The 13,326-nt window shown below is 47.2% G+C and carries 8 protein-coding genes and 5 tRNA genes; 3 read left to right on the forward strand and 10 right to left on the reverse strand.

The annotated features are described in order from the left end of the window. Positions 1-62: 62 nt before the first annotated feature. On the forward strand, positions 63-338 hold the full coding sequence (locus KU855_RS05325; protein ID WP_218529268.1) for an HU family DNA-binding protein: 276 nt from the start codon (positions 63-65) through the stop codon (positions 336-338). Positions 339-761: 423 nt separating this feature from the next. Here the strand turns inward: KU855_RS05325 and KU855_RS05330 are convergent. The 10 genes from KU855_RS05330 to KU855_RS05375 form a co-directional block, all read right to left on the reverse strand. After that, a tRNA-Leu gene (locus KU855_RS05330) sits at positions 762-847 on the reverse strand. Positions 848-935: 88 nt separating this feature from the next. After that, positions 936-1,021, reverse strand: a tRNA-Leu gene (locus tag KU855_RS05335). Between the two features lie 42 nt (positions 1,022-1,063). Continuing rightward, positions 1,064-1,137 (reverse strand) — tRNA-Cys (locus KU855_RS05340). Positions 1,138-1,165: 28 nt separating this feature from the next. Continuing rightward, positions 1,166-1,241 (reverse strand) — tRNA-Gly (locus KU855_RS05345). A gap of 297 nt (positions 1,242-1,538) precedes the next feature. Then, entirely contained in the window at positions 1,539-2,090 is a 552-nt protein-coding gene (gene pgsA / locus KU855_RS05350; RefSeq protein WP_218529298.1) for a CDP-diacylglycerol--glycerol-3-phosphate 3-phosphatidyltransferase, read from the reverse strand. 47 nt (positions 2,091-2,137) lie between these two features. Next, positions 2,138-3,970, reverse strand: a complete 1,833-nt coding sequence (uvrC, locus tag KU855_RS05355; protein WP_218529269.1) for an excinuclease ABC subunit UvrC — start codon at positions 3,968-3,970, stop codon at positions 2,138-2,140. A 17-nt stretch (positions 3,971-3,987) separates the two neighbouring features. Next, the gene (uvrY, locus tag KU855_RS05360) at positions 3,988-4,632 is read right to left on the reverse strand and encodes a UvrY/SirA/GacA family response regulator transcription factor (RefSeq protein ID WP_218529270.1); all 645 of its coding nucleotides are present in this window, start codon (positions 4,630-4,632) and stop codon (positions 3,988-3,990) included. 288 nt (positions 4,633-4,920) lie between these two features. After that, a tRNA-Ser gene (locus KU855_RS05365) sits at positions 4,921-5,011 on the reverse strand. 131 nt (positions 5,012-5,142) lie between these two features. Then, positions 5,143-7,968: a formate dehydrogenase subunit alpha gene (fdhF, locus tag KU855_RS05370; protein ID WP_218529271.1), complete on the reverse strand. Its 2,826-nt coding sequence runs from the start codon at positions 7,966-7,968 to the stop codon at positions 5,143-5,145. A 2-nt stretch (positions 7,969-7,970) separates the two neighbouring features. Then, positions 7,971-9,656: an NAD(P)H-dependent oxidoreductase subunit E gene (locus tag KU855_RS05375; RefSeq protein ID WP_218529272.1), complete on the reverse strand. Its 1,686-nt coding sequence runs from the start codon at positions 9,654-9,656 to the stop codon at positions 7,971-7,973. Between the two features lie 185 nt (positions 9,657-9,841). Here KU855_RS05375 and KU855_RS05380 point away from each other — a divergent pair, with 185 nt between their 5' ends. After that, positions 9,842-10,438: a hypothetical protein gene (locus KU855_RS05380; protein ID WP_218529273.1), complete on the forward strand. Its 597-nt coding sequence runs from the start codon at positions 9,842-9,844 to the stop codon at positions 10,436-10,438. A 4-nt stretch (positions 10,439-10,442) separates the two neighbouring features. After that, a complete protein-coding gene (locus KU855_RS05385; protein ID WP_218529274.1) occupies positions 10,443-13,298 on the forward strand; it encodes a methyl-accepting chemotaxis protein in 2,856 nt (951 codons plus the stop codon). Positions 13,299-13,326: the final 28 nt, after the last annotated feature.

Below are 13,326 nucleotides of genomic sequence, written 5' to 3' on the forward strand. Positions count from 1 at the left end.
AGCACTGGAGTGTCAGTTAAGTCACTGGTATATACATAACAAATTTTCTTATGCTCATCACAATGAATAAAACTGAACTCAGTAAGATCATGGCCACCGCTCAATCTTGCACACAAGCGCAAGCCAAAACACAAGTTGCCAGCATTTTAGCCGTTATTCAGCAAGCATTGATGGAAGGCGAAAAAGTCTACATTCCGTCATTTGGTACCTTTGAATTACGCTACTTTTTGCCTAAACAAGGTCGACATCCCCAAACTGGCGCGATTATCGAGATTGCCGGTGCCAATCAGCCAAGCTTTAAACCCGCACCCGCATTGAAGATGTTGGTCAACAGCTAATCGTTACCTCTTTTTGTGTCGGAGCAGGGATGCTCGCACGATATCATCAGCGGCATACCGCTCACTCAGCCATACTGCTTAATTTCAAAACACGCCTCCCTTGCTCATTGGTATGCGGCCTCTTAAGTAACTAAGGACGTTTCCTCCTTTGCGAACTCCTTGCTGACACGCTAGATCAACACTTAAGCAATACTTAAGCAATGATAAATATAGGTCTTGAGGTCTTGAGGTCTTGAGGTCTTGAGGTCTTGAGGTGTGGTCTAAGCATCGCGGCAGGTATATAGCAAACATAGCTTAGGCCAAAGGCTGGGGAGACTTATCAGCGTAAACGCGCACAACATTGACGCCTATGTTGTGATGTATCAAACGACAGATAAACAAAAGCCCCAACATTGCTGTTGAGGCTTTTGTTTCATCTAAAGATGGTACCCGAGGCCAGACTTGAACTGGCACGCTTATTCAGCGAGGGATTTTAAATCCCTTGTGTCTACCGATTCCACCACTCGGGCAAAGTGTCAGACGCATGTTAAAACAGTGCGTATGAACTTTATTGTTATTAAACGTTTCAGTTTAATTCACGAACTACTCGCTCTAATATGGTACCCGAGGCCAGACTTGAACTGGCACGCTTATTCAGCGAGGGATTTTAAATCCCTTGTGTCTACCGATTCCACCACTCGGGCATTTGTAAATGCACGCCTTAAGGCATCCACTTTCAAATATTGTGGAGGCGCGACCCGGAGTCGAACCGAGATCGACGGATTTGCAATCCGCAGCATAGCCATTCTGCCATCGCGCCTTAATTTGTTGCCCAACCTAAGTAAGATTGGAGCGGCATATCGGGTTCGAACCGATGACCTATACCTTGGCAAGGTATCGCTCTACCAACTGAGCTAATGCCGCTTTTTGTGTCTTGGGCCAACTTGCCAGATTACTAAGCTTTTGACTTAATTATCTTTTCGGCTAAGTCCCCCTTGACTACGAAATGAATTTTACCTTTTTCAGCGCAAGAGTCAACGATGAATATTAGATAATTGAATCGTTTGCGCACTAAATGATCGCATTGCCAAAACTTTGGCCATAACGCTGAAAAATACAACATTTATCAGCAAGTTAATCCGGTAAAACCCCATTAATTTGCCCTAACCTCATCCCTCGATAACGCAGCTATAAAAAAAGCGGCTCTTGAGCCGCTTGATATTATGATTCTGCGATTAAATCTTTCCATGCCGCCAGAAGGTAACTGACCATCGACCAAAATGTCAGTACTGCGGCAATGTAGAGCAAACCATAACTTAAATAGATGATCCACTCATTGGGCTTCCACAACAGCCCAATGATTGACAACATTTGCGCTGCCGTTTTGTATTTACCAATCCAAGACACGGCCACAGAACCGCGCTTACCGATTTGAGCCATCCACTCTCGTAATGCCGAAATCACAATTTCACGGACTATCATCAATAAGGCCGGAATCGTTAGCCAAATACTGTTGTAATCTTGCACCAACAATACCAGTGCCGTGGCTACCATGACTTTATCAGCCACGGGATCGAGAAATGCCCCAAACCGCGTTGATTGCTTAAGCCTGCGCGCCGCATATCCATCGAGCGCGTCTGTTAATGCCGCCAGCCAGAATACAAATGCAGACGCAAAGGCCGCCCACGAATAGGGTAAGTAAAAAAATACAACAAAAACCGGGAGTAAAAAAACCCTAAACCACGTCAGGGCAATAGGTACATTAAACGGCATCATTCAACCAATTTGTCCAAGGCAGCGCCAATCTTGCCTGAAAAAACTTACCCTCGCAATGAATCATAGATTGTTTGTGCCATTTCTATGCTAATACCAGGAACTTTCGCGAGTTGAGTAACACTTGCATTCTTAACTTCTTGTAAACCACCCAAAAATTGTAATAACGCCTTACGTCGTTTCGGGCCTACACCAGGAATATTTTCCAAGGTCGAAGTGTTACGCGTCTTTTGCCGCTTGTTTCGATGACCAGTAATGGCAAAACGATGCGATTCATCGCGGATGTGCTGAATTAGGTGTAATGCAATCGCATCACCATCTAATGAAAAAGCCTGTTCATTGTGACCCCAAATCAAGGTTTCTAGGCCAGGCTTACGGCTTTCTCCCTTCGCGATGCCAATGGCTAACGGCTGCTTGGATAAATGCGCGAATTTCTCATTAATGATGGCTTGGGCCTGACGCAACTGGCCAATGCCGCCATCAATAAACACAATCTCGGGCATCGCGGCCTCTGCGCTCATCTTATCAAACCGCCGCGATAACGCCTGTGACATCGCGGCATAATCATCACCTGGGGTGATTCCTTTAATATTAAAGCGCCGATACTGCGAGGTATCTGGGCCCTCACGATTAAATACCACACATGAGGCAACGGTACTCTCTCCCATCGTATGGCTGATGTCATAACATTCAAGTCGAGTTAATGGCTCATGGATATCTAAGGCAGTCTCTAACGCCACAAAGCGCTGCTCTATGGTATTTTTTTGCGCGAGTTTAGTGTGCACCGCATTGGTTGCATTAGTTAAGGCCAACTTTAAATAGCGAGCTCGTTCGGCACGTACGCGGGTCTTAATCAGGATTTTTTTATTGAGTGCCTGAGCAATGGCCTGCTCCAGTGGGTGCAGCTCCTCAAACTCATGGCTAATGATCACTTCATCGGGGAAACTGCGCTGCGCGTCGCTATTTAAATAAAACTGCAGCATAAATCCGCTTAATACTTCATCCAGTTCAGTTTGCGCCGGCACTTTGGGGAAAAAACTTCGACTGCCGAGGATCTTGCCCTCGCGAATAAATAACAAATGAAAACAAGCAATGCCCGACTCATAACGGACACCAATGACATCCAAATCGCCTTGAGTGGATGAGACTTCCTGCTGTTCTGACACCGCTCTTAAAGCTTGGATTTGATCCCTGAGGCGTGCCGCTTTCTCAAAAGCCAATGACTCCGCTGCCTCCGACATTTTAGACACCAGATCGGCAATAACCTGATCGTTCTTGCCGCGCAAAAATAAGGTCGCAAGTTGGACCTGCGCCTGATAATCCTCATCGGAAATCTTACCGACACACGGCGCACTACAACGCCCTATCTGATATTGCAAACAAGGACGTGAACGAGTTTGATAAAACACATCGGTGCATTGGCGGATGGGAAATAGTTTTTGCAGTAAATGCAGGCTTTCGCGCACCGCTCCGCCATTCGGATAAGGACCAAAGTATTCACCTTTATCACGCTTGGCACCACGGTGGTATGCTAAACGCGGATGACGATGCGCACTGAGGAGAATATAGGGATACGACTTATCATCGCGCAACAATACATTATATTTCGGCATGTATTGCTTGATGTAGTCATGTTCTAAAATAAGCGCGTCGGTTTCGCTGTGAGTTAACGTAACATCAATATGAGCAATGTGACTCACCAATGCTTGAGTTTTAACATGACCGACGAGCTTGCGAAAATACGAGCTTAAACGCTTTTTAAGATCTTTTGCTTTACCCACATAAATCACGGTGCCTTGGTGATCGTACATTCGATACACACCAGGCTGGCTTGGCACATCACTTAAAAAACGCTTAGCATCAAACACTGAACTGGGCATCACGCCTCGACTTAAGGTTAGAACTGACCTGTATCGAGCATTTTATATCGGATTGCTAATCGCGTCAGCTCAACATCGCCGTTAATCCCCAGTTTACTGAATAAACGGTAACGGTAACTGTTGACCGTTTTGGGACTGAGGCTCAATTGTTCGGAGATATCACCGACTTTATCACCATTAGTGATCATCATCATGATCTGTAACTCACGCTCAGACAGACTTTTAAACGGATTATCTTCAGTCTGGTCAAACTGACTTAAGGCCATCTGCTGGGCAATTTCTGGTGATAAGTAGCGTTGCCCCAAGGCAACTTGACGAATGGCTTGTAACACTTCAGGCGGCTTTGCGCCTTTAGTCAGGTAACCACTGGCTCCCGCTTGCATGACTTTAGTGGGGAAAGGATCTTCGGTGTGAACCGTTAACACGATAATTTTTGCATGGCTTTGGTAACGAAGGATTTTTCTTGTGGCTTCTAAACCACCTATGCCCGGCATATTCATGTCCATCAAAATGACATCCGCTTCATTTTGTCGACACCACTGTACCGCAGCTTCGCCAGTGCCGGCTTCGCCAACTACTTTGATACCTTTTTCGTCTTCAAGGATACGTCGAATCCCCGTACGAACAAGGTCATGATCATCGACTAAGAATACAGAGATCAATTGAGTGCACCATAAGATATATCGTTGTTCCGCATAATGGCTAATTTAGCTGATAGTCCAACCGATGAAAAGTAAATTCAACAGATTTAACTTAATGAATTAGATAAAAATATCCTATTCGCCCAAGGATCAATCAAAAGACTTACAGGTGTACTTTTTGGCGAAGTTCATTATTAAATTTAGCTTAACTATAGTGCTTAATTCAGCAAAAACAGTAATTAAAAACGATAGGTAATTTTCGCCAGACGGCAAAAAGCCCGTAGCTTTCGCTACGGGCTTTTCTAAATTTGGCGGAGGAGCAGGGATTTGAACCCTGGATAGGCTATAAACCTATGCCGGTTTTCAAGACCGGTGCATTCAACCACTCTGCCACCCCTCCGTTGATGCGCATAATACCTAGGCCCCATGAGCCTGTAAACCATTAATTGTTATCATTGACATCAAGCGAACAAATTCACACCAACCGTGCTTTTTTTTAAGCAGTGCGCGCACAAAACCGCCATGAATTGCTCATGGTTTGACGGTAAGCCTTTCGGCACGTACTGCGGCAAATTTATATTCAGGGATTTTAGCTATCGGATCCAATGCCGCATGGGTCAATATGTTGGCGGCCGCCTCAACATAAGCAAAGGGCACAAACACCATCGACTCAGGCACATTAGCATCGGCGCGAACCATTAACTCAATCTGCCCACGACGTGACACTAAGCGAATGCGCTCCCCGGCGTTGATGCCAAGCCCGTGTAACGTCGCGGGATGTAATGAACAATTGGCATCAGGTTCGAGTTCATTTAACACAGCACTTCGCCGAGTCATAGCCCCGGTATGCCAATGCTCTAACTGCCGGCCTGTAGTTAAAATTAACGGATACTGAGTGTCAGGCAGTTCAGCAGGCGCCGTCATATTGGCAGGAGTAAAGCGTGCCCGCCCCGAGGGCCGTGGAAACCCATCACCAAAAACCAATGACTGCCCCGATTCATGCAGACTGGCCACCGGATACGTCACGGAATGCTCTTGCTCTAACCGCTGCCAACTGATATTTGCTAAAGAATCCATTACCAGTGTCATTTCATCAAATACCGCCTCGGCTGAGGTGTAGTTCCACTGTAAGCCAAGTGCCTTAGCGATACTCATCATAATTTGCCAGTCTTCTCGGGCCGTCCTAGGTGCCATCAGCGCCCGACGGCCCATTTGTACCTGCCGATTGGTATTGGTCACCGTACCGGTTTTCTCGGCAAAGGCGGCGGCAGGCAAGATAACATCCGCAAAACTGGCAGTTTCAGTTAAAAATATATCTTGCACCACCAGCAAAGATAATTTCGCTAAGGCGTCTCTAGCATGCTCCACATTCGGATCTGACATTGCCGGATTTTCACCAACAATATACATACCCTGTATCTGTCCTTGGCTGATGGCATCCATCATTTCAACCACGGTAAGCCCCGGACTTGGATTAATCGGATATGGAGGAGCGGCCCTCACCTGCGGATCATCGCTGTTGTTTGGTGGCCAACCTTGGGACCACAATTTGTCAAATCGCTGGCGCACAGCAGCCTCGGTGACAGACTGATAGTCGGGCAAAAACATCGGGATAAGCCCAGCATCAGAGGCGCCTTGGACATTATTCTGACCACGTAAGGGATGTAGCCCAGTGCCCGGTCGCCCCACATAGCCACACATCAAGGCTAACGACACTAAACAGCGGGCGTTATCCGTGCCATGAATATGTTGACTCACCCCCATGCCCCAGAAAATCATCCCCGCTTTCGCCCGCGCGAATAACCGCGCCGTGGCACGGATTTGATCTGCATCAATACCGCATAACGGTGCCATCTTCTCTGGACTAAAGCGACGCAAATGGTCTTTGAGATCCAGCCAATTCTCGGTGTGCTTATCAATATACGCTTGATCTTGCAGGCCCTCTGCGACTATCACATGCATGATGGCATTTAATAGCGCCACATCGGTACCAGCACGAAAGGCTAGCATTTGACTCGCAAAGCGTTTCATGGCGGTTCCGCGGGGATCCATTACAATGAGTTGCCCGCCCGCTTGGGTAAATTGTTTAAAAAAGGTCGCTGCTACTGGATGATTTTCGCTAGGGTTACAACCAATCAATATCGCTACGTCGGCATGTTCTATTTCATTAAAACTGGCGGTCACCGCAGCGGAGCCTAGATTTTCTAACAAGGCAGCCACCGATGATGAATGACAAAGACGAGTGCAATGATCGAGATTATTATGGCCAAACCCTTGGCGAATTAACTTTTGAAATAAATACGCCTCTTCATTGGTACATTTTGCCGAGCCCAAACCGGCGACGCTAGCGCCGCCATGCGTTTGCCTTAGCGCGATCATTTGTTCAGCCACCAGAGCAATGGCTTCATCCCAACTGGCTTCGCGAAAGTGAGTCATGGGGTTTGCCGGATCAACATTTAGCCCTTTGGGCGCGCCATCGCGCCGGATCAATGGCACTCGCAGCCGATGGGGATGATGAATATAATCCGCACCAAAGCGGCCTTTAACACATAAACGGCCACGATTAGCAGGCCCCTGCTGACCTTCGACATACGCCAACTGCTTATCGTTGACATGCAGTGTTACCTGACAGCCTACCCCGCAATATGGGCACACCGATGACACTTGAGTGTCACACTCGTGACGACTGCCACCTCCCTGTTTATCCATCAAGGAAGATGGCATCAATGCGCCCGTAGGGCACACTTGCACGCACTCACCGCACGCGACACAACTTGAGTCGGCTAACCTATCGCCTTGATCAAACACGATTTGACTGAAATGGCCACGATTCGCCATACCAATGACACCATTCACCTGCACTTCCCGACAGGCTCGAACACATAAGTTACATTGAATACACGCATCCAAATTTACGCTAATGGCCACATGGCTATTATCGGCCATGGGCGTCTTGATCGCCTCGCGGCCGGCAAAACGGCTGCTGTTGACCTGATTTAGCTTTGCCATCTGCTCGAAATGAGACCCACGATCATGGCTTTGCTGCGGTTGATCGCTCAGCAATAATTCCATCACCATGGCTCGGGCATGACGCGCGCGTTGACTATGAGTGTGAACCACCATCCCTGCAGTAGGCTGTCGTAAACAAGACGCTGCCAGTACTCTTTCCCCCTCAATTTCCACCATACAAGCACGGCAATTACCATCGGCGCGATAATCGGCACGGTCACTAAAGCACAAATGCGGTAATAGCTCACCTTGACGCTTGGCGATTTGCCATAGGGTCTCACCGGCCTTTGCGTGTGTGGTCACACCATTCAGGGTAAATATAATCAGATCTGTGGTGGTTGATGCCATGGTTACACCTCGTCATCAAAATATTTAATCACCAATTTAAAGGGATTCGCCGCGGCCTGACCCAAACCACAAATAGAGGCATCACTCATCACGTTAGCGAGTTCAAGCAACAGCGCTTTATCCCAAGTCGCTTGCTGCATTAAAGCCACTGCTTTTTCACAGCCGACCCGACACGGCGTACATTGGCCACAGTTCTCATGGTCAAAAAATTTAAGCATAGTTAATGCAGCATCGCGGGCCTTATCTTGCTGTGACAACACCACCACCGCCCCCGAACCGATTAACGACCCAAACGCTTGTAATGTGTCAAAATCAAGGGGGATGTGATGAAGACTCGCCGGCAACAAGCCAGATGATGGTCCGCCCGGTTGAAACGCGTATAAGCTGTGACCGGGACTCATGCCACCCGCTGCGGCAATAATGTCGTCAATCGAGGAGCCTGCGGGCAGTAAATACACCCCAGGAGTGCGGATCCGCCCCGAGACCGAATAGGTTCGCAGGCCGCTGCGTTCATTTTTCTTCACCGCAGACATAATGGCCGCCCCTTCGCGGCTAATACGCGTGATCCAATACAGGGTTTCAATATTATGAACTAAGGTCGGTTGACCAAAAATCCCCTGCTGCGCCACATAAGGGGGGCGATGACGCGGTATCCCACGTTTACCTTCAATGGATTCAATCATGGCGCTTTCTTCGCCGCAAATGTAAGCGCCTGCGCCACGCCTAATCTCTACCCAGTCTTGCGCAATCACCCCCGCTTCGATTAAGGCGGCAATTTCAATGGACAATAAGGCTAACGCGACCGGATACTCATCCCTGATATAGATATATATTTTCTCAGCATTTACCGCTAACGCAGCAATCAACATGCCTTCTAAAATCACATGAGGTGCCGTCTCAAGGTAGTGCCTATCTTTAAAGGTGCCAGGCTCGCCCTCATCACCATTGACCGCAACATATCTCGGTCCCGGTTGCTCACGCACTGCTTGCCATTTACGATTTGCCGGAAATCCCGCCCCGCCCATGCCGCGAAGGCCAGCGGCCAATAATTCAGCTTCGAGCACTAAGGGATCGAGGCTACCAGCCTCCAAGCGCTTGAAGACTTGGTATCCTCCACCGGCAAGATACTCACTTAAGGTTTGGTAGGCAGGTAACACTGGCACAAATGCTTGCTGCTCGATGGCATCCATGACCATCTTTACATTATTTCCCGTCATATGATGGCGACCTAAGGCCAAGGCCGGGGCTTTATCACAAAGACCCAAACAAGGCGCGCGGACCACCTTAGCATCGGCTGAATCGAGTTGCGCCGATAATGACTCTGCGAGGCTATCGGCTCCCGCCATTAAACAGCTCAGACTATGACATACCCGAATAGTCAATGGCGCAGGTATCTCATCATCGCGCAGTACATCAAAGTGAGCATAAAAGCTTGCAACTTCAAAAACCTCGACTTCAGCAAGACCTAAATATTCTGCTAACGCCTTAATATGACGTGCAAATATTCCATGAAAATGGTCTTGTAACAGATGCAGATATTCAATCAGTAAATCGGTTCGTTTAGGCAGATGACCGATGAGGGCTAACACCTGCTGATAGGCCTGTTCATCCAGCACACGCCCTTTCGGAAAGTGTCTGCCTTTGCCTTTAAATGACCGCCAAACACCCATTGATTTGCTTGTCGTCATCGCCACTCCCCAGTGAACCATTTGTTCATTGATAACACGCTTGCTGACTTCATATCAATGCCTGTGCCATGGCGTTGACAGCACAAAAGGCTGAAATGGCATGCTCTCACAAGTATTCGAGTAAATTCTGTCTAGACTTAGTCATAGATAAGCAAAAAATAGTATTTGTTAGCGCAAGGATGCCTATGCTTGGAGTCTTATGTAATTCGAGTCCCTTCAATGTCAATGCTTGGCATGCTTGTTTAATGGCAAGTTTGCTGGTCATATCAATGATAGGCACCAGTGCAGCAGCCAACGAAGATTTTGGCTATTCTGATTACTATGGCCAACTCACGCCAACTCAAGTCTATGAAGTTGTATATGATTTAAATGCTTTAGTCAGTTATTTTGCTGAACAACATCATCCGCAACTTGCCGCGACTATGCCCGATGACATGATAAGCGTCGCAGGTTATCAACCCGAACAAGTGTTTTTGGCCCTCAGTGAACTCAGCGATCAACTCGATCAATTCTCAATTCGCTATGATCTAGCGCCAATGCGCCGCGTAGCGCGCCAACAAGACGTTGCCATCCCCGCAGAAGTGTATTTACAAGCCGGCATATGCTTAGACGCCTTTGTGCTCAATCTTGCCAAGATTGAACCTATGAATGCCTTTGGCTCTTTTTATAACTTGCCCACTGATGGTTTATCTAAAACCCCTTCCGATGTGTTTGCGTTAGTAGAGTTAGTCAATCGTAAATTGACCCTTTTACTCGCTGTCATGTCTGCCGATGATGAGTAACTACATGATGAATATGAGCAGATTGAACTTAAACATAGGTAAGAAGTTAGCCATAGGTTTTGGATTAGTCCTTATCCTGATGTTTGCGGCAATCACCTTTTCAAATACAAAATTGAGTCAATTACAACAAGTACAAGAACGCTTAATCAGTGACACATTTCCAACCAGCACGGCTGGCATCACCTTGAAAGGTCATATCACAAAATCGTTTGCAGTTTTACGCGGATATTTGGTTCTCGGTGATGAAACGTTAATTCAACAGCGACAACAAGTTTGGCGCAATATTGATGAACAACTGGCGATATTACAAGATATATCCATCACCAACGATATCGACCAATTTGATCAAATCGTGGTGTCTATCGCCGCTAATTTATCACAATATCGAGCCACGCAAGATCAAGCCGAAGCCATCGCCCATACGCTAGATGAGCAACCGGCAATGAAAATCTTCCAGAATCAATTGTTACCACAGGCCAAAGAAATTATCTCTGCCATGTCGCAATTGACCAATATTGAGCGCGAGTTACCTGCGACTCCTGCCAGAAAAGCTATTTTAGGTCGGTTTGCGCAGTCGAGCGCCTCATTCTCACTGGCACTGTCAGATCTTCGCTCCTACCTAGTCAGTGGCAAGCCCATGTTTAAAGAGTCTTTTAATCAACATTGGCAAAATAACGCCATGGATTTCACCCAAATTCAACAACAACAATATCTGATGACGCCAGAACAACTGTCACTATTTAACGCATACGCGACCAATCGTGAACAGTTTATCCCCATGGTTGACAGTATCTTTTCTATCCGCGAATCCGATAAATGGAACATGTCGCAATATATTTTGGGCCAGAAAGCCAGCCCGCTGGCAGACAGTTCATTAGCCCTAGTTAGCCAACTTATCAACCTGCAAAAACAGGCATTAGAAAACGAAGTATCCCAGCTTAAGCAACTGAGTTCATCAGTGATCACCTTATTAAAAATATCTGGATATGTGGGCTTGATCTTAGGGGCACTTATCGCATTTATCATTACCCGCTCCGTCTCAGGACCATTACTAGAAACGACCCATACCCTAGAAGATATTGCTCAGCGCGGCGACTATTCCGTCAGACTTAAGGTCAAAAATCATGACGAAATTAGTCAATCGGCCGAAGCCTTTAATACCTTAATGAACGAAACCCAAAATGGCCTACGGGAACTAAATAATGTCATGGCCCGCCTAGCCAGTGGTGACCTCAGTGTCCGGATCGAAGGGGACTACCGCGGTGATCTATTATCAATCAAACAAGCCACCAATGAATCCATCGAAAACGTAGAAATTGCTGAACAGCAAAAACGCCAAGTTGAACAAGAAGCCAAACGAGTAGCTGCGGAAAACTCACAAGTCAGACAAGCCCTAGATAGCGTTTCCAACAATATCATGATTGCCAATGTCGACAATCTGATCACCTACATCAATAACGCCACCAAGCAAATGTTGCTTGACGCGCAAACTGACTTTGCCGAAGAAATTGATGACTTTGATCCCAAAAATATTGTCGGTAAATCGATTGATTGTTTTCATCGCGATCCCCAGCACCAAACACACATTATCGATCACCTTACCGCGCCTTATACCAGCGAATTTATGGTGGGCAAACGCGTAATGGCCATCAATGCCGTGCCCATGTATGACGAGCACAAAAATCGAATAGGCACAGTGATCGAATGGCAAGACCGCACAGCGGAAGTGGCCATCGAACACGAAATCGATAACGTCATCGCGGCCGCCTCTCGGGGAGACTTTAGCCAACGCATTACCGCGCAAGGCAAACAAGATTTCTTCTTAACCTTAGCCAAAGGCTTAAACAACTTATGTGACAATATTGAAAATTCCATTTCTGACATGCAAGGATTGCTCGCCGCCATGGCTCAAGGTGACTTACAGCAACGGATGGAAAAAAATTATGGTGGCCGACTAGCGCAACTTAAAGTGGATGCCAATCTCACCATCGATACCCTGACAGACGTTATCTCAAAAATCCGTGAAACCGCCTCAACTATTTCGACGTCGTGCCGAGAGTTAGTGTCAGGAAACCAGGATTTAAGCAAACGAACTGAAGATCAAGCTCAAGCATTACAGGCCGCCGCGGCCAGCATGGAAGATATGACGCGTAGCGTCAAACAGAGTGCCGAAAATGCGTTGGCAACCAAAACGTTAAGTGTCAGTGCTCGCACCAAAGCACGGGAAGGCGGTGCGGCTATCTCACGCACGATTTTAGCCATGAAAGATATTAGCAATGCCAGTAACGAAATAGGTGAGATTATCGGAGTAATTGATGAAATTGCATTTCAAACCAATTTATTAGCGCTAAATGCCGCCGTAGAAGCCGCCCGGGCAGGCGACCAAGGGCGGGGATTTGCGGTCGTCGCTGGCGAAGTCAGAAACCTTGCCCAGCGTTCAGCCAGTGCCGCGAAAGAAATTAAGCAATTGATCCAAGCCAGTAATCAAAAAGTGGCCGTCGGCGAAGCCTTGGTGAGCGAGTCCGGACTCACCCTCAATGAAATTGTCACCATGGTCGAAGAAGTCGGCGAAAAAATGGAAGGCATTAGCGATGCCGCCCAAGAGCAAAGTATTGGTATTGGCCAAGTCAACCTGACCATTTCACAAATGGATGATATGACACAACAAAATGCTGAATTAGTCGAAGAAGCCACCACCGCCAGCGAGAGCATGTGGGGCTTATCCCAAGACATGACCGAAATGGTCGCCTTCTTTGAACTGTTAGAGCATTCGCAGCACCAGGATGATTTTTCTGAGCACATCGATGACAATTTTTTTACCAATGACATCGTTGATGACTGGGATAAAGAAATGGGCTAATACAGGTTCACAACCAAACACAATGAAA

Source organism: Shewanella sp. NIFS-20-20, assembly GCF_019209865.1.
Classification (GTDB): Bacteria; Pseudomonadota; Gammaproteobacteria; order Enterobacterales; family Shewanellaceae; genus Shewanella.

Excerpts from the sequence above, each read along its gene's own strand:
- KU855_RS05325 (WP_218529268.1), top strand. The coding sequence starts at position 63 with ATGAATAAAACTGAACTCAGTAAGATCATGGCCACCGCTCAATCTTGC.
- pgsA (WP_218529298.1), bottom strand. The coding sequence starts at position 2,090 with ATGCCGTTTAATGTACCTATTGCCCTGACGTGGTTTAGGGTTTTTTTA.
- uvrC (WP_218529269.1), bottom strand. The coding sequence starts at position 3,970 with ATGCCCAGTTCAGTGTTTGATGCTAAGCGTTTTTTAAGTGATGTGCCA.
- fdhF (WP_218529271.1), bottom strand. The coding sequence starts at position 7,968 with ATGGCATCAACCACCACAGATCTGATTATATTTACCCTGAATGGTGTG.
- KU855_RS05375 (WP_218529272.1), bottom strand. The coding sequence starts at position 9,656 with ATGACGACAAGCAAATCAATGGGTGTTTGGCGGTCATTTAAAGGCAAA.
- KU855_RS05380 (WP_218529273.1), top strand. The coding sequence starts at position 9,842 with ATGCTTGGAGTCTTATGTAATTCGAGTCCCTTCAATGTCAATGCTTGG.
- KU855_RS05385 (WP_218529274.1), top strand. The coding sequence starts at position 10,443 with ATGATGAATATGAGCAGATTGAACTTAAACATAGGTAAGAAGTTAGCC.